The sequence below is a fragment of the Kaistella pullorum genome (genome assembly GCF_014837035.1).
GTDB classification, from domain to species: domain Bacteria; phylum Bacteroidota; class Bacteroidia; order Flavobacteriales; family Weeksellaceae; genus Kaistella; species Kaistella rhinocerotis.
Genome location: NZ_JACSPS010000001.1, coordinates 90,694 through 112,852, shown reverse-complemented (window position 1 = coordinate 112,852; position 22,159 = coordinate 90,694). Strand labels below are relative to the sequence as shown.

General features: G+C 43.7%; 24 protein-coding genes. 18 read left to right on the top strand and 6 right to left on the bottom strand.

From position 1 onward, the window contains the following. Positions 1–3 precede the first annotated feature (3 nt). Complete coding sequence (gene lpxK / locus H9628_RS00580; protein WP_251832175.1) at positions 4–1,032, bottom strand: tetraacyldisaccharide 4'-kinase; 1,029 nt, start codon at positions 1,030–1,032, stop codon at positions 4–6. Positions 1,033–1,197: 165 nt separating this feature from the next. Here lpxK and H9628_RS00575 point away from each other — a divergent pair, with 165 nt between their 5' ends. The 3 genes from H9628_RS00575 to H9628_RS00565 all read left to right on the top strand — a co-directional run bounded on the left by H9628_RS00575 (position 1,198) and on the right by H9628_RS00565 (position 3,406). After that, a complete protein-coding gene (locus H9628_RS00575; protein ID WP_251832174.1) occupies positions 1,198–2,181 on the top strand; it encodes a D-alanine--D-alanine ligase in 984 nt (327 codons plus the stop codon). 80 nt (positions 2,182–2,261) lie between these two features. Then, on the top strand, positions 2,262–2,723 hold the full coding sequence (gene coaD, locus H9628_RS00570; RefSeq protein WP_251832173.1) for a pantetheine-phosphate adenylyltransferase: 462 nt from the start codon (positions 2,262–2,264) through the stop codon (positions 2,721–2,723). A 47-nt stretch (positions 2,724–2,770) separates the two neighbouring features. Further along, on the top strand, positions 2,771–3,406 hold the full coding sequence (locus H9628_RS00565) for a trimeric intracellular cation channel family protein (RefSeq protein WP_251832902.1): 636 nt from the start codon (positions 2,771–2,773) through the stop codon (positions 3,404–3,406). Between the two features lie 29 nt (positions 3,407–3,435). Here the strand turns inward: H9628_RS00565 and H9628_RS00560 are convergent, their stop codons facing one another. Both H9628_RS00560 and H9628_RS00555 read right to left on the bottom strand, forming a co-directional pair. Beyond that, on the bottom strand, positions 3,436–4,002 hold the full coding sequence (locus H9628_RS00560; protein ID WP_251832172.1) for a DUF2892 domain-containing protein: 567 nt from the start codon (positions 4,000–4,002) through the stop codon (positions 3,436–3,438). Between the two features lie 92 nt (positions 4,003–4,094). Continuing rightward, the gene (locus tag H9628_RS00555) at positions 4,095–4,589 is read right to left on the bottom strand and encodes a dihydrofolate reductase (RefSeq protein ID WP_251832171.1); all 495 of its coding nucleotides are present in this window, start codon (positions 4,587–4,589) and stop codon (positions 4,095–4,097) included. A gap of 76 nt (positions 4,590–4,665) precedes the next feature. Here H9628_RS00555 and H9628_RS00550 point away from each other — a divergent pair, with 76 nt between their 5' ends. The 3 genes from H9628_RS00550 to H9628_RS00540 are packed head-to-tail and all read left to right on the top strand — an operon-like array spanning position 4,666 to position 6,489. Further along, complete coding sequence (locus H9628_RS00550; protein ID WP_251832170.1) at positions 4,666–5,274, top strand: LemA family protein; 609 nt, start codon at positions 4,666–4,668, stop codon at positions 5,272–5,274. Then, positions 5,274–5,705 carry a TPM domain-containing protein gene (locus H9628_RS00545; protein WP_251832169.1) on the top strand — a complete coding sequence of 144 codons (432 nt, stop codon included), beginning with the start codon at positions 5,274–5,276 and terminating at the stop codon, positions 5,703–5,705. The genes H9628_RS00550 and H9628_RS00545 overlap by 1 nt, the downstream gene beginning before the upstream one ends. After that, positions 5,683–6,489 (top strand): TPM domain-containing protein, encoded by an 807-nt coding sequence (locus H9628_RS00540; RefSeq protein ID WP_251832168.1) that lies wholly within the window; start codon positions 5,683–5,685, stop codon positions 6,487–6,489. The genes H9628_RS00545 and H9628_RS00540 overlap by 23 nt, the downstream gene beginning before the upstream one ends. A 109-nt stretch (positions 6,490–6,598) precedes the next feature. Here H9628_RS00540 and H9628_RS00535 read toward each other — a convergent pair whose 3' ends face one another. Further along, the gene (locus H9628_RS00535; protein WP_251832167.1) at positions 6,599–7,393 is read right to left on the bottom strand and encodes a head GIN domain-containing protein; all 795 of its coding nucleotides are present in this window, start codon (positions 7,391–7,393) and stop codon (positions 6,599–6,601) included. Positions 7,394–7,454: 61 nt separating this feature from the next. Here H9628_RS00535 and H9628_RS00530 point away from each other — a divergent pair, with 61 nt between their 5' ends. Further along, the gene (locus H9628_RS00530) at positions 7,455–9,599 is read left to right on the top strand and encodes a M3 family metallopeptidase (protein ID WP_251832166.1); all 2,145 of its coding nucleotides are present in this window, start codon (positions 7,455–7,457) and stop codon (positions 9,597–9,599) included. A gap of 65 nt (positions 9,600–9,664) precedes the next feature. Here H9628_RS00530 and H9628_RS00525 read toward each other — a convergent pair whose 3' ends face one another. Continuing rightward, positions 9,665–10,555 (bottom strand): hypothetical protein, encoded by an 891-nt coding sequence (locus tag H9628_RS00525; RefSeq protein WP_251832165.1) that lies wholly within the window; start codon positions 10,553–10,555, stop codon positions 9,665–9,667. 298 nt (positions 10,556–10,853) lie between these two features. On the opposite strand from H9628_RS00525, the gene H9628_RS00520 reads away from it, so the two are divergent. From H9628_RS00520 to H9628_RS00490, 7 genes are all read left to right on the top strand, one after another. Then, positions 10,854–12,053, top strand: a complete 1,200-nt coding sequence (locus H9628_RS00520; RefSeq protein WP_251832164.1) for a pyridoxal phosphate-dependent aminotransferase — start codon at positions 10,854–10,856, stop codon at positions 12,051–12,053. 78 nt (positions 12,054–12,131) lie between these two features. Further along, a complete protein-coding gene (gene murB / locus H9628_RS00515; protein ID WP_251832163.1) occupies positions 12,132–13,160 on the top strand; it encodes a UDP-N-acetylmuramate dehydrogenase in 1,029 nt (342 codons plus the stop codon). Between the two features lie 166 nt (positions 13,161–13,326). After that, the gene (rpmB, locus tag H9628_RS00510) at positions 13,327–13,572 is read left to right on the top strand and encodes a 50S ribosomal protein L28 (RefSeq protein WP_251832162.1); all 246 of its coding nucleotides are present in this window, start codon (positions 13,327–13,329) and stop codon (positions 13,570–13,572) included. Then, positions 13,572–13,754, top strand: a complete 183-nt coding sequence (gene rpmG, locus H9628_RS00505; protein ID WP_076783379.1) for a 50S ribosomal protein L33 — start codon at positions 13,572–13,574, stop codon at positions 13,752–13,754. The genes rpmB and rpmG overlap by 1 nt, the downstream gene beginning before the upstream one ends. A gap of 21 nt (positions 13,755–13,775) precedes the next feature. Then, positions 13,776–13,931, top strand: coding sequence for a DUF4295 family protein (locus H9628_RS00500; protein WP_251832161.1), 156 nt, complete (start codon positions 13,776–13,778; stop codon positions 13,929–13,931). A 95-nt stretch (positions 13,932–14,026) separates the two neighbouring features. Next, positions 14,027–14,983, top strand: a complete 957-nt coding sequence (ftsY, locus tag H9628_RS00495) for a signal recognition particle-docking protein FtsY (protein WP_251832160.1) — start codon at positions 14,027–14,029, stop codon at positions 14,981–14,983. Positions 14,984–15,050: 67 nt separating this feature from the next. Beyond that, entirely contained in the window at positions 15,051–15,305 is a 255-nt protein-coding gene (locus H9628_RS00490; protein ID WP_251832159.1) for a GlsB/YeaQ/YmgE family stress response membrane protein, read from the top strand. A gap of 63 nt (positions 15,306–15,368) precedes the next feature. Here the strand turns inward: H9628_RS00490 and sppA are convergent, their stop codons facing one another. Then, entirely contained in the window at positions 15,369–17,123 is a 1,755-nt protein-coding gene (sppA, locus tag H9628_RS00485) for a signal peptide peptidase SppA (protein WP_251832158.1), read from the bottom strand. A gap of 26 nt (positions 17,124–17,149) precedes the next feature. Between sppA and folK the strand changes: the two genes are divergently transcribed. The 4 genes from folK to H9628_RS00465 all read left to right on the top strand — a co-directional run bounded on the left by folK (position 17,150) and on the right by H9628_RS00465 (position 22,148). Beyond that, a complete protein-coding gene (folK, locus tag H9628_RS00480; RefSeq protein WP_251832157.1) occupies positions 17,150–17,587 on the top strand; it encodes a 2-amino-4-hydroxy-6-hydroxymethyldihydropteridine diphosphokinase in 438 nt (145 codons plus the stop codon). Further along, entirely contained in the window at positions 17,584–18,681 is a 1,098-nt protein-coding gene (locus H9628_RS00475) for an OmpA family protein (RefSeq protein ID WP_251832156.1), read from the top strand. The genes folK and H9628_RS00475 overlap by 4 nt, the downstream gene beginning before the upstream one ends. Before the next feature lie 44 nt (positions 18,682–18,725). Continuing rightward, positions 18,726–20,159 carry an OmpA family protein gene (locus H9628_RS00470; RefSeq protein WP_251832155.1) on the top strand — a complete coding sequence of 478 codons (1,434 nt, stop codon included), beginning with the start codon at positions 18,726–18,728 and terminating at the stop codon, positions 20,157–20,159. Between the two features lie 81 nt (positions 20,160–20,240). Next, positions 20,241–22,148: a RecQ family ATP-dependent DNA helicase gene (locus H9628_RS00465; protein WP_251832154.1), complete on the top strand. Its 1,908-nt coding sequence runs from the start codon at positions 20,241–20,243 to the stop codon at positions 22,146–22,148. The last annotated feature ends 11 nt before the right edge of the window (positions 22,149–22,159 follow it).

The following is a 22,159-nucleotide window of genomic DNA, read 5'->3' as shown; positions in this document are numbered from 1 at the left end:
TTTTCAGCGTTTTTTCTGCACGTAATTTAAAATGAGTTCGTTGAATTCCTCCTTACGGTCGATGTTTACGTTGATAGGCCAGTAGTAAACCAGGTCGCGCAGATAATCAAAAGTCTTCAACCTTACATAATCTTTTTCTGTGGTGAGAATGAGTTTGTATTCGCCCAGTTTCTTGTATTCGTTCAGGATGTTTTTAATGTCCTGATCGCTGAAATTATGATGATCTTTAAATTTTAAATGTTTCACCCGCTGAGAAAATTTTGCCAAATGATTCAGCAGCGGTTTCGGGTTTGCTATCCCGGTGATCAAAAGGATGTCGTAATACGCTAGATTGTTGTCGGGCAAAGATTTGTCTTTGCTGAAGACATTTTCATCATATCCGATACTTGAAAAAAACACGTGCTGGTCGTGCTGGGGTTTAATCCTGGAAATGTAGTACTGTTTTTTCTCGTCGGTGAGGTCATCGGGGCATTTTGAAACCATGATGATCTGGGCGCGGCGCATTCCCTTGCGGCTTTCGCGCAAGTCACCTGCCGGCAGCACGAAATCTTTGAAATAAGGATCATTATAGTCGGTCATCAGAATGTTGAAGCCGGGTTTTATTTTACGGTGCTGGTACGCATCATCCAAAATCAGGACATCAAGATCCATGTCCTCGATCATTTTTTTCGCGCCGGGAACACGTTCTTCTGAAACACCGATTACGAAACGGTTCTTGAACCTTTCAAAAAGCTGCATCGCTTCGTCGCCGACGGTCTTGAAATTACTGTCATAATTGGTGATACCGTAGCCTTTTGAGATCCGGCCGTAACCGCGCGAAAGCACACCGGTTCGGTAATATTTAGACAGAAATTCGGCCAGATACATCACCATCGGCGATTTTCCGCTGCCACCTACGGAAAGATTTCCGACGTTGATTACCGGAGTTCTGAAGGAGGTCGATTTAAAAATTCCCCAGTTATACATCGTATTCCGCAGCGCGGTGACCAGATGAAAACCGATGGAAAAAGGGTAGAGATACCATCTTTTCATAGGCCGCAAAAATACATATTTCTGTCGGCAATTTAATAATTCATGAGCCGGTTGTTTGAATGTTTAATGATGATTTTCTGTCTGCGCGAAATGCTGATATTGCGCGCTCCGGGCCAGATTTGTAAACTATTTGTTTAAATTTGCTCAGCATACATTTATTACACTATGAAAAAGAAAAACGTCGCGGTAGTGATGGGCGGATATTCTGATGAATACGTAGTTTCACTTAAAAGTGGCCAGCTTATTTTTGATTCGCTGGACCGGGAACAGTATAATGTTTATAAAGTAGTCATCCTCAAAGATGAATGGTATTTTCTGGATGACCGCGACCAGAAAGTGCCGGTTAATAAAGCCGATTTTTCGATTAATCTCGACAGTGGTTTTGATGTGAAATTTGATGTATGCTTCAACATTATTCACGGCCGGCCGGGGGAGAACGGGGAACTGCAGGCTTATTGGGATATCATCGGACAAAAGTATACGGGCTGCGGATTTTACCAGAGCGCGCTTACATTCAACAAAAAAGACACCCTCGCAGTGCTTTCAAAATATGGAATTCCATCTGCAAAAAGCATCTACATCAAGCGTGGCGACAACATCGATGAAGGACAGATCATCGCAGAACTGGGCTTACCCGTTTTTGTAAAACCAAATCAATCGGGTTCTTCGCTGGGTATTTCTAAAGTGAAGGAAGCATCTGAACTCACCAAAGCCCTTGAATTCGCCTTTGCAGAAGACGATGAGGTTTTGATTGAGAGTTTCCTGGACGGAACAGAAGTGTCCGTGGGAGTGGTAGATTACAAAGGCGAAACCATCGTCCTGGGCATTACCGAAATCGTTTCGCATAATGAATTCTTTGATTATGAAGCGAAATACGAAGGCGCTTCCGAAGAAATTACACCAGCCAGACTGGACGAAGAAACACGTAAAACCGTAGAGCAGATCGCTAAAAAAGCCTACACTTCTCTGGGAATGAGTGGTTTTTCGCGCAGCGAATTTATCATCAAAGACGGCACGCCTTATATGCTCGAAATGAATACCAACCCTGGCTTTTCACCGGCTTCTATTTTGCCGCAGCAAGCAAAAATCTACGGAATTTCAATCAAGGATCTTTGCGGACACGAGGTGGAAAAAGCATTGAACAAGTAATTTGAAATATTTAAAAAAAGCAGAAGATTACTTCAAATGATCGGACGCCTGAAATTAAACTTAAATCCCAAAAAATATTCATGAGAGTCGCTGTTTTTCCCGGATCATTTGATCCAATTACGCTTGGTCACTATGATATTGTGGAAAGGGCCTCGCCACTTTTCGATAAGATCATCATCGCGATCGGCCAGAATTCGCAGAAGAAGTACATGTTTTCGCTGGAGCAACGGATAAATTTTATCAAAAAGACTTTTGAAAAGTTTCCGAATATAGAAGTTGATCATTTTGAAGGACTTACGATCGATTACTGCCGCAGCCGCGACGTAAAATTCATCCTGAGAGGGCTTCGCAATCCGTCAGACTTTGAGTTTGAAAAGGCCATCGCACAAACCAACCGCGAACTTACGCACAACAATAAAGTGGAAACGATATTTCTGCTCACTTCGGCCAGCAAAGCGTTTATCAGCAGCAGCATTGTGCGTGAGATCATTTCATTTAACGGTAACTATGAGTTGCTGGTGCCTGACTCGGTACGGGTCTGAGTGACAGTCAACCGGTAAAATCTAAACCGAAATCGGAATAATACATGATGCTTCAGGAAAATTTCACATTGCTTATTGAATTACTCGGCACCGTCGCCTTTGCGATGTCGGGAAGTTTTGCGGCGATGCAGAAAAGACTTGATCCGTTCGGGGTGCTGATCATCGCGTTCATTACATCGGTCGGGGGAGGAACGGTGCGCGATTTGCTGCTCGATGTGCCCGTGTTCTGGATGCACAATATGCTGATGTGCTCCGTGATTTTTGTGACCAGTATATTTTCGATGGTTTTCAAATCGCTGGAGAAAAAATTCAAGGTCACCCTGTTCATTTTCGACAGTTTCGGACTTGGGCTTTTTACGATTGTGGGTATCCAGAAAGGTCTCAGCGCAGACCTTCATCCGCTGATCTGCCTTACGCTCGGAACGATAACCGGCTGTTTTGGTGGAATTATCCGCGATATTCTGCTCAACCGAATACCCCTCATTTTCAGGAAAGAGATTTACGCAACAGCCTGCATTATTGGCGGCAGCGCTTTCCTTCTTCTGGTGAAATATTCGTCCTTAAAGTACGTAATTGTGCAGGTTTTTACCATTCTGCTCATCGTGGCAATAAGAACATTGGCCGTGAAGTATCACTGGCAAATGCCGAAATTTTATGATGCCGAGCAAAATGGGGAAATGTGATCCCGCTTTTATTCAGGCCAAATTGATTTTTAAAAGAATTTCCCGCGCTGACGCATGTTCGGGTTGTGCGCGTGCTTCTGCATGGACGGCATTTTCAGCTGGTCTTTCATCATTTTGATCTGGTCGGTCATCATTCCGGCGCTGTCGAGTCTTTTGGCTTCTTCCAGCAGTTTTGCGGCTTCCTGACGGCGGCCTTTCTGCAGTGCGCCTGCAGCAATATTCAAAGTCGCCATTGCGCGGTCATGCTTCATATTAAGACCAAAATCCAATGCTTTTTTCATTAGCGGTTCCACTTTCTGCGGATTGTCCTGCGCTAAGCATAAGCCCTGAAGATAATGGAAATAGCCATATTGTGAACGGTGAAGCTGCGACTCAAAATTCGTGATTTTATTCAGCCAGTTTGACGCCTTCACCATATTCTGCTTTCTTAAAAACCAAAACGCGAGCAGTATGTATTCATTCTTAAAAAACAAAAGTATAGGTATCGCAGAAAGGATAACCATCACGATGCCCCAGCCGATATTTCGGTTCATCATCAGATATACGCCGGCAGCGATCATCAGTGCTGCAATGAAGAATTTTATGTATTTGTTCATCTTAAATTTAAAAAATGCAAAGATAGATTTCCCGTTTTAAGCCTGCAATTTTATTTAAGGATTAAAAAGGCGGACTTTTTTATTTGTCCAAATTAAAGTTTAACTTTCCGTTCCCAACGTTCGAAACAGAAATCATAGGCGTGTTTTTCATCTTTTCCGATGCAGGTTTCAGAGGTTTTTAACCAGATCTTCGGATCAATCCCCGGGAAAAATACGTCGGCTTTGAGTTCTGCATTTACGCGGGTTACTTCCAAAACGTCCGTCGCATCAAGTGTTTGCTTATAAATGTCACCTCCGCCAATTATAAAAACGTTTTCATCGATTTTCTTCGCGAATTTTAAAGCTTCTTTTATGCTGCCCACGATCAGGATGCCTTCCTGAAACCAGTCGTTCCGTCTTGAAATTACGATATTGGTGCGGTTTGGCAGCGGTTTACCGATACTTTCGAAAGTTTTACGACCCATGATGATTGGATGGCCGGAAGTGATTTCCTTGAAATGTTTTAAATCTTTCGGCAGGTGCCAAAGTAGCTGATTGCCAGCGCCTATTTCATTTTTAAAACCCATTGCCACCACAATCGTTACCATTATCTCAGTTTTTCGCAAATTTAGCACTTAATTTGTATATTTGGGTGCCAATCATAAACATTAAAAAATTTAAACAATGAGAAACAGAGGGTGTATGAGCGCCGGAACTATCGGGATCGCGCTGGTTGTAATCGCCGTAGTTTTATTTTTCTGGGGCAAAAATGGCTATAATACCTTTACGGCCAAAGAACAGACTGTAAACACGAAATGGTCTAATGTGGAAACCGTTTATCAGAAACGTGCAAATCTGATCCCAAATCTTGAGAGAACCGTAAAATCTTACGCACAGTTCGAGAAAGAAACCTTGACGAACGTGGTGGAAGCCCGTTCCAAAGCGACTTCGATCAATATTGATCCAACCAACATGACCGAGGCTGACCTCGCAAAATTCCAGGCGGCGCAGGGTGAACTCAGCGGAGCACTCAGCAGGCTGATGGCCGTGGTAGAGAGTTATCCGAACCTGAAGGCTGACCAGCAGTACATCAATTTCCAGCGGGAATATACCGCGATTGAAAACAGCATCCGAAGCGAAACCGTTTATTTCAATGAAGCCGCGCAGGATTACAACACTTCCATTAAAACATTCCCGAACAATATCCTCGCGAATTTCACCAACTTTAAGGAAAAGCCATATTTCAAAGCTGCGGCAGGTGCTGAAAACGCGCCCGAAGTTTTCACTGAGTAATGAGCAACTTTCTCACAGAATATCAAATGGCTTCCCTTGTGGAAGCCATTCAGTCAGCGGAGGATCACTCTACCGGCGAGATTCGCGTGCACATAGATTCACACTCCGGGGGTAATAATGCGGAAATTGCATTCAATGTATTCAAATCTCTGTGCCAGAACAAGACAGCAGAAAAGAATGCGGTCTTATTCCATGTGAATTTTGAAGAGCATTATCTCACGATCATCGGTGATGAAGGAATTCATCAAAAAGTGCGGCAAACCTTCTGGGACCGGCTTCATGATGAAATTACGGCCGAATTTGCCAAAGGCAATTACCATGACGGATTGCGGAACGGAATCTTTAAAACAGGTTACGAGCTTAAAAAGCATTTCCCGGTGAGCGGCGAAAACTTTAACGAACTTTCTAATGAGATTACCTTCTCGAACTAAATTTATCACGCTTTTCTTTTTCTGCCTCACACTCACCGTGTGGGCGCAACTCGTGCCTAAAAAGCCGGCATTGCTTTATCCGATTTACGATGAAGCAGATCTGCTGAGTGCGCAGGAGGAAGATTTGCTGAACCAAAAACTGATCAAATTCTACGATTCGTCTTCCACAGAGATTTCCGTGATCATCATTCCTAGCACTAAAGGCGAAGATGTGAACTATCTCGCAACCATGTACGGCGAAAAATGGAAGATCGGCGAAAAAGAGCAGGATAACGGTATCGTCTTCCTAATCGCTGCGGAAGACCGAAGGTTTTCAATCCAGCAGGGACGCGGCGTTGAACGCTATCTTACCGCATCAGTCGCAGGACAAATCCTGGATTATATCGTAACGCCGAGTTTCAAACAGGGCAATTATTACCAGGGAATTGATGGTGGAACCACGGCGCTGATGGAAGTGGTAGAGGGCAAATTCAAACCGGTGGCGAAACCCGCTCAAAAGGCAGGCGCAAGTACTTTCCGCACTTTACTTGTCATATTTTTCATCATCATTTTCCTAAGTTTCTTTTTCCGAAACCGCGGTGGCGGAAGAAATGGTGACGATGATGATGTGATCCTTTCAAGGCGTGGCCGGCGCACCTATCCGGGCGGATTTTTCCCCTTCCCGGGAAGCTTTGGAGGTGGCGGATTCGGAGGTGGCGGTTTTGGCGGCGGTTCCGGCGGTGGGTTTGGTGGATTTGGTGGCGGCGGCAGTTTCGGCGGCGGCGGTGCGTCCGGTGGTTGGTAATCCGGTTGAATCACCTTCTTTTAATAGATATCAATATTTCGCGCGACGATGTAAGCTTTATAAAACTGCATTGTCGCGCGATTTTTTTGGTTTAAATATTTAAATCTAATTACTGAACAGAAATATTTCCGCCGCTGTTCTCATTCTGGCTGGCGACCTGCAGATTTCCTTTTTTCAGTACACTGATGCTGCCACCCGAGCTCGCTTCCGCATTCAGCACATCCGAAACACCGGCACGAACATTTCCGCCACTTGAAGCTTTTATTTCCGCATTTTGCGCAGTAAAATCTTTAGCTGCGATGGTACCTGAAGATGACGCGTGCAAATCTGCCAGTTTTGTCTTGCCTGAGATGTCTATTTTTCCGGATGAGCTGGCATCCGCTTCCAGGTTTACAGCCCAAACTTTTCCGGTGAAAGTTCCTGTGCTCGATGCTTCAATCGAAAGATCGTTCGCTTCAAGATCTCCGGTAATTTGAGCCGAACTTGAAACTTCAACTTCAGTTCTGTCCTGCGTGAATTTATCTTTGATTGTGATACGTGCCGAAGAATTGGCTTCTACTTTCGAGAAATCGCGGGCGAAAATCTTTGCAGCCACGTTGCGCCCCGACAGATTCAGGCCGGGTTTGAAATGTATATGAAGTTCACCTTTATCATTTTCGACCAAAATATCATCCAACATATTGGCGGGCGCTGTAATCACTACTTTTTCAACGTCGGATTTCACGATTTCTGCATTGATGGATTCCGAAACTTTAATCTCATCAAATTCCATATCGTGCTGTTGTGTACGTGCCGGCTTGTCGCTTTTCCCCGGATTCAGATTTATTGAAATGGGTGATTCATTCTTCGAATCGCAGGACAGTAGGAGGAGTGCAGCACAAAGCGGCAGGATCAGTGTTCTCATAGTTTTGTGGTTTTTAATTTTAGTTAAAATTAATATCTTTACCTTAATTAACCGTTTATAAATGAAAAATATTACTTCAGCCCTGCTGATTTCCTCTTTGGTTGTCACCTCGGCCTGTTCCACTATGAATAAGACTACTTCCGCAACCGAAATCCCCACACCGGACGCCAGCCTGGCCTCAAATCCTTTCATGAAGAAAAGTACACTGCAGTATCAGGCGCCGGAATTTGACAAGATCAAAGTTGAACATTTCAAACCCGCCTTTGATTACGGAATGAAAGTTCAGCTCGCAGAGATCGAACAAATTGCTAAAAACCCGGATACGCCTACTTTTGGCAACACAATTTTAGCCATTGAAAACAGCGGCGAGATCCTGAAGCGTGCGCAGATTGTCTTTTATAACCTGACAGGTTCAAACACCAATCCGGAACTGCAGAAACTGGAAGAAGAGTACGCACCGATTTTTTCAGGTCTTAGCGATAAGATCTTGCTCAATGAAGAACTTTACGCCAGAATAAAGGCCATTGATACAGCGCCATTGGGAGCTGAAGAGAAACGGATGGTTGAACTTTACAAAACCAATTTCGAAATCGCCGGTGCAAACCTTTCGCCTGAAAATAAAGCCAAGGTGAAGAAAATCAACGAAGAACTGGCGACGCTTTCTACGCAGTTTACAAGCCGCCTTTTGGACGCGAGGAAAAATGGCGCTGTGCTTATTTCTGATGTAAAGGAACTTGACGGACTGTCCGCGGACGAAATCGCTGCTGCGGCCGCAGATGCAAAAGATGCCGGCCATGAAGGAAAATATCTTTTGACATTATTAAATACTACACAGCAGCCACTTCTTCAGAATTTGAAAAACCGTGCGACGCGCGAAAAGTTGTTCAAAGCATCGTGGTACCGCGCAGAAAAAGGCAATGCTGATGACACGCGCGACATCATCGAAAGACAGGCACGGCTCCGACTGCAAAAAGCACAGCTTTCCGGTAAAAAATCGTTTGCAGAATGGAAACTTCAGGACCAAATGGCTAAAACACCGGAAAATGCAATGAAGCTTTTGGCGCAGTTGGCTACGCCGGCAGTTGCCACCGCAAAACGTGAGAGTGATGAGATTCAGGCGTTGATTGACCAACAGAAAGGCGGATTCAAAGTAGAGCCGTGGGACTGGAATTTCTATTCGGAGCAGGTAAGAAAAGCCAAGTATGATTTGGATGAGAATGAGATCAAACCTTATTTTGAAGTTTCCACCGTTCTGGAAAAAGGAGTTTTTTATGCCGCTGAAAAGTTCTACGGTATCACATTCAAAGAAAGAAAAGATCTGCCGGTTTATCATCCGGATGTAGTAGCGTACGAAGTTTTTGATAACGACGGAAAGTCAATGGCGCTTTATTACCTCGATTTCTATACACGCAGCAACAAAAACGGTGGTGCGTGGATGAGCAATTTCGTGGAGCAGTCGCATCTTTTAAACCAAAAACCGGTTATCGTAAACGTTTTCAATTACCAGAAACCGGCTGCGGGCAAACCTTCGCTGATTTCTTATGATGATGTCTCTACGATGTTCCACGAGTTTGGCCATACACTCCACGGGCTTTTCGCAGACCAGAAATACGTTTCAATCTCGGGAACCAACACGCCACGTGATTTTGTAGAATTCCCGTCGCAGATCAATGAATTCTTTGCGCTTGAACCTTCTGTCCTGAAGAATTATGCGATCCATTATCAGACAAAACAGCCGATGCCACAGGCTTTGGTAGATAAGATCAAGAAAGCAGCATCGTTTAACCAGGGATATTCTACAACAGAGTTGGTTTCTGCGGCTACAATCGATATGAACTGGCATTCGGTGACGGATGAATCACAGTTTAAGCCGACTTTGGAATTTGAGAAAAATGTTTTGGCTAAATATGGCTTCAACCTTAAAGAAGTGCCGCCAAGATACCATTCTCCGTATTTTGCGCACATTTGGGGCGGCGGATATTCGGCAGGTTATTATGCTTACATGTGGAGCGATTTGCTGAACGCAGATGCCTGGGACTGGATCACTACCAACGGCGGAATGACGCGCGAGAACGGCGACCGTTTCAGGAAACATATCCTTTCCGTCGGCAATTCTGTGGATCTGAATCAGGCGTATAAAGATTTCACGGGCAGAACTCCGGATATCAAACCGTTACTTAAAAACAAAGGATTTATAACTAAGTAATTCCAGTTAATTGCTCAGATAAAAAACAGCCACTTCAGTCTTTGGAGCGGCTGTTTTTATGGTAATTAATTAACATTCAGCCCCTTAAATGGTTCCGCGTACGGGTCGTAAGGTGAAACAAGTTTTTTAAAAATGATGGAAGAGTTACGAAGATTCACAACCAGAAGATTTAGTACTTCATGCTGCGCCACATAATAAGCCTTGATTCCGATGTGCTTTGTCTTTTTCTCGCCCATGAAAACGGCATCCTCCCTGCAACCAGACAGCACATAGGATGAAACCGCTTTGAATTTCCAGTTTTTGTCAAAAGTAAGCAGACGGAAGCCTTTGTCGGGCGGTGAGGCTCCGCAAAAACCCTGTTTGTTAAAATTTGAATCACGTTCAAATTGCAGCAGGACCCGATTTTCACGACTGTCTTCGTACGACGCAATGACCACGTTGCCGCCAAATTCATCTATTAGATTCCGAAGATTGTACTTTTTGCCATTTGGCAGTAATAGCCATTCATCACGTGGGGTTAGGTCTAAGGAAGAGTCTTTGATTGACACCGCATACTTTTTCCCATTCACCTGAAGTGTGCCGTTCTGGTAATTTTTATTGCTTTGAGCAATCTTAAAAAGTTCTTTTAAAGGTTTGTATGCCGGGCAGGGTGAAGTATAGCAGAACAATTCTTCAGCAAGCAGTTGCTTTGACAGTTGCGGATGGATTGCACCGAAATTGTAAAGCAGTAAATCACCATTATAAAATCCTGCGAGTGGAATCTTTTGTTTAAAAGTGTCGTAATAATAGTATCCCTGAACCGAATACACTTTATCATTCCAACCGGAATGCGTAGCGTATTCGAGATTTAAGGTGATTGGTTTGCCGGCTATACTCCCTTTGAAAATTTTCGAAGTTTTCCAGTCGCGCTTGAGGTGCACGCCTGCCTTGTTTTGCGCGCTTAGAAGTAAAGGCAAAAAAATGAGAAGAACTAATAAATGTCGTATCACCGTCTTTTGTGTTTAAATGCAATCAGTAATTTCTGTGCCAATTTTAAGATAATTTTAACAATTTTTTTAATTTTTACCAGGTGAGTTTTTAAGATTCAGGACCACCTACCGAAAGAGAATCACCCGTAATTTTAGCCCGGATCGCAGCGGAAATCCTTTTTTGCGAAGCAAAAAAGATTGCAGCAGAGAGCCGGTAGATCTTGCGGACAGGTTTCTGCTTTTGTAGCTCCTGAAAATTTGTCTAATTTTGTAAAAAAGTCGATTTATGCCAAATATATCACAGCGCGCGCAGAAAATGCCGGCTTCACCGGTTCGGAAACTGGTTCCTTATGCTCTGCTGGCCAAACAGAACGGAGTGAAAGTGTACCACCTGAACATTGGGCAACCGGATATTGCTACACCCGAAACCGCGCTGAACGCGATAAAAAATATTGACCTGAAAGTCATGGAATATGCGCTTTCTGAAGGAAACCTGGAATACCGCACTGCGCTGAAAGATTATTATCATACGCTCGGATTTAAGGATCTGGACACGAGCCATTTTATGGTGACCAACGGTGGATCTGAGGCTTTGAACTTTGCGATTTCCACACTTTGCGATGACGGTGATGAGGTGATCATTCCGGAGCCGTATTATGCAAATTATAACGGTTTCACAAGCACTTTCAACGTAAATGTAGTTGCAGTTCCTTCGACGATCGACACGGGTTTTGCGTTGCCGCCGATTGAAGATTTCGAAAAAAAAATTACCGATAAAACGCGGGCGATCATCATCTGTAACCCGGGGAACCCGAGCGGCTACCTTTACACGCGCGAGGAGTTGCAGAAACTGGCTGAAATAGCGCTGAGGCATGACATTGTAGTGATCTCTGACGAGGTTTACCGTGAATATGTGTATGACGGACAGCAGCCTGTTTCCATGCTTGAATTCAGGGAATTGGCTGAAAACTGTATTATAATTGATTCAGAATCTAAAAGATACTCAATGTGTGGTGCTCGGATAGGTTGCATGATCACACGTTCTAAAAAAATACGCGACGCTGCGATGCTTTTTGCGCAGGCAAGGCTCAGTCCGGTTCTTTTGGGCCAGATTGCAGCCACGGCGGCGCATCACAATGATACCGCGTACATCCTTCAGGTTCGCGAAGAATATACGAAGCGCCGAAATCTACTGGTAGAACTCCTAAACGGAATTCCGGGCGTGATCTGCCCGAAACCTAAAGGTGCGTTTTACTGCGTGGCGGAGCTTCCGGTTGATGACACTGATGATTTTGCGCAGTGGCTGCTCGAAAGCTATTCCAACAACAATGAAACCGTTATGGTAGCGCCAATGAGCGGGTTCTACAGCGATCCAAAGCTCGGGAAGAAACAGGTGCGCGTAGCGTATGTACTGAAAGAAGAGGACCTGCGGCGAAGCGTGGAACTGCTGAGCGATGCCTTACAAAAATATACAAGGCACGATTAGCACTTAATTCTAAAAAGCCACGAATTGTGCGTGGCTTTTTTGTGTAGTAAAAGTGCGTAAATTTGCGAAACATTTTTAATGAAAATCTACGAAAATTTTTCTTTAAAAGATTATAACACGTTCGGTGTGGACGTGGCTGCAAGGTATTTTGCAGCGGTTTCTTCGACGGATGAACTCATCGGAGTCCTGGAATCTGTCCGGCAGAAGGGTAATTTAGATATAAAGCCGCTTTTTCTTGGTGGTGGCAGCAATATCCTCTTTACAAAAGATTATGAAGGACTTGTCATTCACCTTATTTTAAAAGGAATATCCGAAGAAGCTGTAAGCGAAAATGAGGTGTTGGTGACCGCAGCCGCAGGTGAAAACTGGCATTCGTTCGTTCTGTTCTGTCTTGAACAGGGCTATGGTGGACTCGAGAATCTGTCGCTGATCCCCGGGAATGTTGGTACTTCGCCAATGCAGAATATCGGGGCGTATGGCGTTGAGATCAAAGATGTGTGCGAAAAGTGTACGGTGCTGAATCTGGAAACTTTAAAGACTGAAACTTTTGATAGTGCAGAATGTAAATTCGGTTACCGGGATTCCATTTTCAAAAACGAGGGAAAAGGAAAGTATGTGATTCTGGATGTGACGTTCAGACTCACGATGAAAAATCACGTGATCCGCATTGAATACGGTGCAATAAAATCAGAATTGGAGCGACAGAATATCACGGATCCGACGATTCGGGATGTTTCAGATGCAGTGATCAGTATCCGTCAAAGTAAGTTGCCGGATCCGAAACTGCTTGGTAATGCGGGGAGTTTCTTTAAAAATCCGACCATTTCAAAGTCTGCATTTGAGGCGCTGCAACAGAAATTTCCGGAGATTCCGGGTTATGCTGCCGGACAATGGGTAAAAGTACCCGCAGGTTGGCTGATAGAACAGTGCGGCTGGAAAGGGAAAGAGATTGGCAATGTAGCATCACATCATTTGCAGGCATTGGTCATCGTGAACAAAACTGGCCAGGCGGGCGGTGCCGAAATATTTGAATTCTCGCAGAAAATCATTGATTCTGTGGAAGATAAGTTTGGGATAACTCTGGAAAGAGAAGTTAATATCATTTAAGTTATTCAGTAAAGTGTTATCAAGCGCGGATGAATAATAGTGAACGTGTTTTCGGGAAAGTTTTAAAAATATTCTAAAGAATTAATTCATAAATATTTGTCTAACTAAATTTTTCTTCGTTATTTTGCACTCTCAAATATTTAGTAGTAAAAAAGAACATCGAGATATGTCAAGAATTTGCCAGATAACAGGAAAGCGTGCGATGGTTGGGAACAATGTTTCTCACGCTAATAACAAAACGAAGCGTCGTTTTGAAATCAACTTATTGGAGAAGAAATTTTACCTTCCGGAGCAGGAAAAGTCTGTTACACTGAAAGTTTCGGCGCACGGATTGAGAGTGATCAACAAGATCGGAATCGAGGAGGCGATTGAAAGAGCAGCAAGAAACGGATTTATAAAAAATAACAAGTAATGGCTAAAAAAGGTAACAGAGTACAGGTAATTCTGGAGTGCACGGAGCACAAAGAATCCGGTGTAGCAGGAATGTCAAGATACATTACGACTAAAAATAAGAAGAACACTACAGAAAGATTGGAGCTTAAAAAATTCAATCCGGTTCTGAAGAAATACACCCTTCACAAAGAGATTAAGTAATCTTTTAAAAAACGATTAAAAATGGCAAAGAAAGTAGTAGCATCCCTTCAGGGTGGCGCAGGTTCTAAGAAAATGACCAAAGTTGTGAAAATGGTGAAGTCGGCTAAATCTGGCGCATACGTTTTCGACGAGAAAGTAATGAACGCTGATGAGGTAGAAGCTTATTTGAAAAAATAAGTCCTGCCAACGCAGTTCACGATATACCGACTACCCAAATTTTGGGTAGTTTTTTTGTTATATTTGCGCTGATTAAAAAAACCTGATAACGTAACATGAGTTGGTTCAAGAAAATTTTCAAGAAGGAGGAAAAGGAGACTTTGGATAAAGGTCTGGAAAAATCCAGTCAGGGATTTTTCGAAAAGATTTCGAAGGCCGTTGTCGGTAAATCTAAAGTAGATGATGAGGTGCTTGATGATCTTGAAGAAGTGCTTATCGCCTCCGACGTAGGTGCCGGAACTACAATAAAGATCATCGAAAGGATAGAAAACCGTGTTGCAAAAGATAAATTTGTAAGCACTGACGAGCTCGATAAGATCCTGCGTGAGGAAATCTCCGGGTTGTTGCTTGAAAATCCACATGCGTCCACCGGAAATATTGATGAGTCAAAAAAACCTTACGTAATTATGGTGGTAGGCGTGAACGGTGTTGGTAAAACAACTACGATTGGTAAACTCGCGCACCAGTTTAAATCTGAAGGTAAAAGTGTGGTTTTAGGCGCGGCGGATACCTTCCGCGCGGCGGCGGTAGACCAGCTTGTGATTTGGAGCGAGCGTGTGGGTGTGCCCGTCGTGAAGCAGAGCATGGGTTCAGATCCGGCGTCTGTGGCATTCGATACTGTTCAGAGTGCGGTAGCAAATAATGCTGATGTGGTGATCATCGATACGGCGGGGAGACTGCATAACAAAATAAATTTAATGAACGAACTCACCAAAATTAAACGAGTGATGCAGAAGGTGATTCCGGATGCGCCACACGAAATTCTTTTGGTGCTTGACGGATCTACCGGACAGAACGCTTTCGAACAGGCGAAACACTTCACGGCGGCTACCGAAGTGAACGCGCTGGCAATCACAAAGTTGGACGGAACTGCGAAAGGTGGAGTGGTGATCGGTATTTCAGATCAGTTTCAAATACCCGTAAAGTATATCGGCGTCGGCGAGAAGATGACGGACCTGCAATTATTTAATGGAACAGAATTTGTAGATTCTTTTTTCAGAAAGAGGGCTTAGTTTTCGGCAACCTTTTTGATAAACTAAAAAAGAATAACATTTTTATTAACATTAAAATTTTAAAACTATGGGTATTTTAACTTGGATCATTTTTGGTCTTATCGCAGGTGCAATCGCTAAATTCATTATGCCTGGAAACCAGGGAATGGGTTGGATCTTAACAATCATTTTAGGAATCGTAGGTGCTTTTGTTGGCGGATGGATCGGTACCATGCTAGGTTGGGGAACTGTGAATGACTTCGACATCAAGAGTATGTTTCTTGCCGTTTTAGGAGCCTTACTGGTTCTCTGGATATACGGAATGGCGACGAGAAGAGCGTAAAACGTAATAACACAAAATAATCCCGAGCTGAATTTCAGTCCGGGATTTTTTTTGCTTTAATACTTAAAATTTAATCTGAAAAGGCATTTCCATTCGCACGCCTTCCCGGAATTTCGGATCTGCAAGTTGTTGGTAAATAAGAAACTGTTCATCTGAAAGTTTGCTCTTCAGCATCTTTGAGGTGATCTGCTCTTTATCCAAATCTTTAAAAAGCTGTTCAAATTGGGTGAGTTTCTTTGGATAGGAAGAAACATTAAAATCCGAAACCTTCGCTTTCATCGCTGCAAATTTCACAGCATCCTGCAATGTTCCGAGATCATCAACCAAGCCGAGATCTTTTGCGCGTACGCCGCTCCAAACGCGTCCGCCACCCACTTCGTCAATCTGTTCAAAAGACTTTTTACGGTTTTGCGTCACAAAATGGACGAATCTTTTGTACGTCATCTCCACACTTCGCTGCATCATTGCCGCACCTCCGGGTGTAAGACCGTTCAGTGAAGAAAACATGTTACTGTTTGCGTTCGTTGTCACCGCATGAGCTGTGAGACCGTTTCGGTTGGCTAGTTCTTTAAAGTAGGGAAAAACACCAAACACACCGATCGATCCGGTAAGCGTTCCCGGTTCAGAATATATCTTGTCTGCAGCCATCGCGATATAATAACCGCCGGACGCCGCATAATCACCAAATGAAACGATGAGCGGTTTTTTTGCTTTAAGTCTTTGAAGTTCAAACAGGATTTCATCTGAAGCATTGGCGCTGCCGCCGGGCGAGTTGATACGCAGCACTACCGCCTTCACTTTATCGTTTTCGGTAAGTTTTTTTATTTCCTTTACGAAATTGTCTGCGTAGATGGCGTCTGTTCCTTCGCCGTTGTAGATGGCCCCGGACGCGTAAAGTACGGCTACCTGATTATCTTTCTTTGTATTGTCTTCTTTGTAGGAGCCTATATATTTAGTAAAAGATATTTTACGGAGTTTTTCCTTTTTCTTTATGCTGAGTTTTTCCTTTAAAAGATCATCGTATTCAGATTTTTGGATCAGTTTATCAGCAAGGCCATATTGCAGGCTCATTTCCGGAATAGCGCCATATAGACTGTCTACCACCATGGCGAAACGGGCCGTGTCCATCTTTCTGGCGCCGGCCATATTTTGGGCGGTAGGAGACCAAATGTCATTTAGCAACGTTGAGAGCTGCTCACGGTTTTCGTCGGACATATCGTCGCGCATGAAAGGTTCTACAGCGGACTTATACTTTCCGTGTCTGATCACTTCAATCCCGATACCGTATTTCTCGGCAAAGCCTTTCATGTACAAAACTTCTGTCGCGAGACCTTTGAGGTCCACGCTTCCCGCCGGATGCAGATAATAACGGTCCGCTACAGAGCCCAGATAGTAAGCAGACTGCGAAACATTATTGCCATATGCATATAAGAACTTACCGCTTTTTTTAAATTCAAGCAGTGCCCGGCGAACATCTTCGATCTGCGTAAAGCCGGCCTGCAAGCCATCTGTCTCAATGCTGATGCCTTTTATATTGTCATCTGTGGCCGCTTTTTTTATCGCTTCCACCATGTCATAGATCAAAATATTATTTTCTTTTTCGGCAAATGCGAAAATATTGTCGCTGTCTTCCAGCGGACTATCTATAATGTTTGTTTTAAAGTCGAGCGTAAGCACAGAACCGGCGTGAATGGCAGATTTATTGCTGTCGGTGATTGCGCTGTAAGCAACCATCATTATTAGGAATAGAACAAAAAGCCCTGCGATGATCGCGATTGCTACGATATTTGCGAGGACGTTTTTTAGGAAACCTTTCATATTTAATAAAGTATAATTTAAGAGATATGTCGCACCACGAGGTGGTTTTGTTACTCGGCAGCAATTTAGGTAAACCCGAGCACAATATAGCGCTTGCCATAGCAAAAATTGAAGCAAGTCTGGGAAAAGTAGTCGCTACTACGCAGCCCTTGCGCACGGAACCCACTGAGTTTGTGAGTTCTAATTATTTTTGTAATATTGCATTACGTCTGAAGACGCGTTTATCCCCTGTCGGGCTCTTAAAGGAGATCAAAATCATAGAGCAAAGTATGGGGAGACTGGAAGACTCGATGATAACAAAAGAGTACGTGGATCGGGTGATTGATATCGACATTGTAAAGTTCGGTAACATCACATTCTCTTCTGCTTTTCTGCAGATACCGCACCACAAACATATGCAGGTACGTGACTTCTCGCGCCAACTTCTGGCCGACCTGAACGATACAGTAAACACACAAATATGAAATCAAATTTATTCTTAGCGTTATGCTTACCCGCAGCGGTTTTCGCCCAGGAAGCATCAAACACAGCAGGTTCTGAAGTGTATCCAAACACTTTCTCCAGCGGATCTGCCAAAATCTCACAGTTCAACAACAGCGCAAAGCGCTTCAATGACTGGGCAGTCTCTGTAGGAGGAGGTACGGCACTGATGAAAAAATCGGATCTTACTTCATTTTACGGTGACGAAGTAAACTGGGGATGGAATGCCTATGTAAGTCTGGACAAGCAACTCACGCATACTTTTGGTTTAAGCCTGATGTATTCAATGGGCCAAACGAATCAGCGCGGAATGCTGCCGGGTGTATGGGGCGCGACAGCCGGTGTCGCTGAAGCATGGACGAAGTATAAGCAAATAACAGTTTTAGGGGATATCAATTTTTCAAATCTTCTTAGGAGAGTAGATAACCATTCTCCATACCGCTGGGCGCTCCACGGGTATGCGGGATTAGGTACAATGGGATATGAGACGTTGTTGCTGGATAACAATCTGTCACGCTACGCGCCAAACACATTTCCTATCGCAGTTGACCAAAAGTTGGGATTTTCCTCCCTGTTTTTTCAGGGCGGTGCGGGACTTAAATATAAAGTTTCAGAGCTCATTGATATAGAAACACGGGTGATGTATGTGATGAGTGGCGATGATGAATTTGATGGCGGAGGTGACCTTTTTGATACCGGTCATCCCTCAATTAACTATAATATGATAAACCCATCGCGCAGTGATGATATGGTCACGATCAATCTGGGTTTAAGTTTCAAGATCGGAAAACATGATTCGCACCTCGCGTGGCATGATCCGATGCAAGAAATTTATTACAGAACTGCAGATTTAGAGCAGAATTCTAATGAATTGATTGTCTGCAAGAAAGGGGATCTGGATAACGACGCAGTGTGCGATGATTGGGATAGAGAGTTAAATTCTCCTGCCGGTGCACGCGTAGATGGCGCGGGAGTTGCTATCGACATGGACCTGGACGGTGTAATAGATTTGTATGACCGTTGTGTAACAGTTCCGGGTACCGCTGAAAACAATGGTTGCCCTCCAGGATCCAAATAATAGACAGACATCAAATAATAAACATTAACAATAAAAAATAAATTATGAAAGTACATTTAGCAAGTTTGGTTTTGGCTTTGGCTCTACCAGCAGGCGCTTTCGCGCAGGATTCTTTAGCAGTTGCAACCGAAGGATATCCTAATACCTTCAGTTCTGGTTCGGCCAATGTTGCGCCGTTTACGCAGGATTCAAAAAGATTTAATGACTGGGCAATTTCAGTAGGTGCCGGTGTTCCGTTACTTTACGGGTCAGATCTTTCGTCTATCAACAACGGAAACGGGAAGAATCTTTTCGGGTATTCAGCTTATCTTAGTGTGGATAAAGCGATCACTCATGCATTTGGTCTAAAATTGCAGTATGACCGTGGTGAAACCCGTCAGGGATGGTTTAATACCAAAACTGATGATGCAACCGGTGTTGGTTACCAGAATGTTGGGGCAAGAACCCAATATGATGCAGTTTCTCTTTTGGGAGATATCAATTTCTCAAGCCTTCTAAGACGTGTTGACAACAAGTCACCGTACAGATGGGCCTTGCACGGATATGCAGGTGTAGGTTCAATCGGTTACAGAGCTTATGTAGAAGATATTGCAGGTCAGCGGTTGGCAGCAGAAGTAAAACCTTCACTTGACAAATGGTCACTTTTTGGTCAGGCTGGTGCCGGATTGAAGTATAACGTAAGCCGCAGAGTAGATCTTGAAGGCCGTTTAATGTATGTTGTAACTACTGATGACAGCTTTGACGGTGCTGGTGCGCAGTACAATGTGAGAGAAGAACAAACTTCAGATAATTTCTTCAATGCGACTTTAGGACTTTCATTTAAATTAGGAAAACACCAGTCACATCTGATGTGGCATGATCCATTGCAGGAAATCTATTACAAACTGGATGTTTTGGCAGATCAGAATCAGGATATCGAAGTTTGCAAGAAAGGCGATGCTGATAATGACGGCGTATGCGATGATTGGGACAGACAGCTTGACACACCAGCAGGCGCAAGAGTTGATGGTGCAGGTGTAGCGTTAGATACTGACCTTGATGGCGTGATCGACCTTTATGATAAATGTGTAACAGTTCCTGGTCCGGTAGAAAATAACGGATGCCCAACAGGTATGACAATTTCTGATAACACTAGAGTACTGGAAGGTATTGAGTTCGACCTTGATTCAGACAGAATTCTTCCATCCAACACGCCAATCCTTAACAATGCTGTAAACTACATCAATACTTCAGGTGGTACTTACAATGTAGTAGGTGGAACAGATACCAGAGCTTCTGATGCTTACAACCAAAGATTATCAGAGCGCAGAGCAAATACTGTGAAGAATTATCTGATTCAAAACGGAGTAGAGTCTGGTAAACTGAACGCAATCGGTAGAGGTGAAAAAGACCTTAAGTACCCTGAATGCAACCCAGCTACTAAATGCCCTGAATGGAAAAACAGAGCAAACAGAAGAGTTTATTTCGAAGCGAGATAATCTTCGTTTAAATCTATATTTAAAGTCACGCCCAGCGTGACTTTTTTTGTGCGCCGGTTTTAGTTTCAGTATTTTTACCGGATGATTTCTTCGCAGGATTTTCAGCACCTTAAGCGTCAGACACTCGAGCATTTCTGGGGTCATTCTGCTTTTCGTGATTTGCAGGAGGATGTCATAGATGCCGTGATCTCTGGCAAAGACGCGCTGGCATTACTGCCCACAGGTGGTGGAAAATCACTGTGCTACCAGTTGCCGGCAATTATTTCGGAAGGTACCTGCTTAGTTGTCTCACCATTGCTGGCCTTGATGAAAGACCAGGTCTACCAACTCAAAAACAAAGGCATTGAAGCTGAATATCTTTCGTCTGAACTTGATGATTTTGAGGCCGAATCTGTCTTCCTCCGTTGCAAGGAAGGTCTGACAAAATTGCTGTATGTCTCGCCTGAGCGCTTGCTCAACCGTGTTTTCCTGCAGCATCTTGAAGAAATTAAGCTTTCTTTTATCGCCGTGGATGAGGCGCACTGCATCTCGGAGTGGGGGCAAGATTTTCGTCCGAGTTACCAGAACATTAAAAATTTTCGGCAGGAATTTAAAAATATTCCGTGTCTTGCACTTACGGCTACGGCTACGCCCAAAGTGCTTTCAGAAATCCAACAAAAGTTGGGACTGGACGGTTCGTTCGTATTTAAGAAAAGTTTTCGCCGAACCAACATCAAGATAATCTCCGATAAAGTTTCAGACAAATACCAGCGCGTTCTGGATTTGCTTAAATATAACTCGCAATCGGGGATAATCTACGTACGAACCCGGAAAGAAAGCGAAGAACTCACGCAGTTTCTGCACCGGAATAACATACAGAATGTGGATTACTTCCATGCGGGTTTGCCGGTGAAAGACAAGAACAGCCGCCAGAAACGCTGGGTAATGGGAAACAATCAAGTCCTTATTGCTACCAATGCGTTTGGGATGGGTATTGATAAAGATAACGTGCGTTTTGTAATGCATTTTTCACCTCCGCAATCACTTGAAAATTATTATCAGGAAATCGGTAGGGCTGGCAGAGACGGAGAAGATTCCAGTGCTTTTATGCTTTGGAATGAACAGGAACTGGAGAATTTCGACCAGATTTTGCGTAATCAGACTCCATCTAAAAGCGAGTTTTCCCGCATACTTTCTTACCTGTACTCGGTTTTTCAGGTTACCGAAGGTGAGTTGCCAGAAACTGTATTTCAGCTGCACCTGCACCGCGTACAGAACTTTGCGAAGACAAGCGGTGCCAAGATTCGCAATGTGCTCAATTTTTTGCACAACCAAGAAGTGATTTTTCATAACGCAAACCGGTCGCTTTCCTCCCTTACGTTAAAAATTTCACCGGATGAACTCGATCTGTTGCCGAAAAAAGACGGTTATCTTATCGAGCTCTTGCTCAGAAACTGTGCAGGCCTCTCCACTCACCGGATTTTGTTCAGTGAGCTGTCTCTGTCACGAAAACTGGAGGTAGAACCGCACGTCTTAAAAGAAAGGATCCGTGATCTGATGCAGAAAAACTATGTGGAATATATTGACGGCGCGCTTTCGAGCATAAAATTTTTAAAGCCGCGCGATGAACGCGCAAACAACGGCAAGTATTGGCATCTTTTCGAGCAGATCCAGAAAAATAAACTGCAGAAATGGGAGGAGATGAAGTATTTTGTTCAGAACAGCGACTTCTGCAAAATGAAGATGATACTTTCCTATTTTGGTGAAAAGAACGTGCGGAACTGCGGCAGCTGCTCGGTGTGCGAAAAACAGCGCGAGGCTGTTTTCGGGCGCGATATTAGTCAAGATATCATTCAAATATTAAAATCAAAACCTTCCAGCGTAGAAGAAATCGCAATCCGGCTGAATTATTACTCAAAAGATAATATTTTAGAAAATCTGATTTATCTTTTAGATTCAGGTAAGGTGAAAATGCTGAATTTCCGGACGTACGCATACAGCGGCGATTAATTTAAAAATTT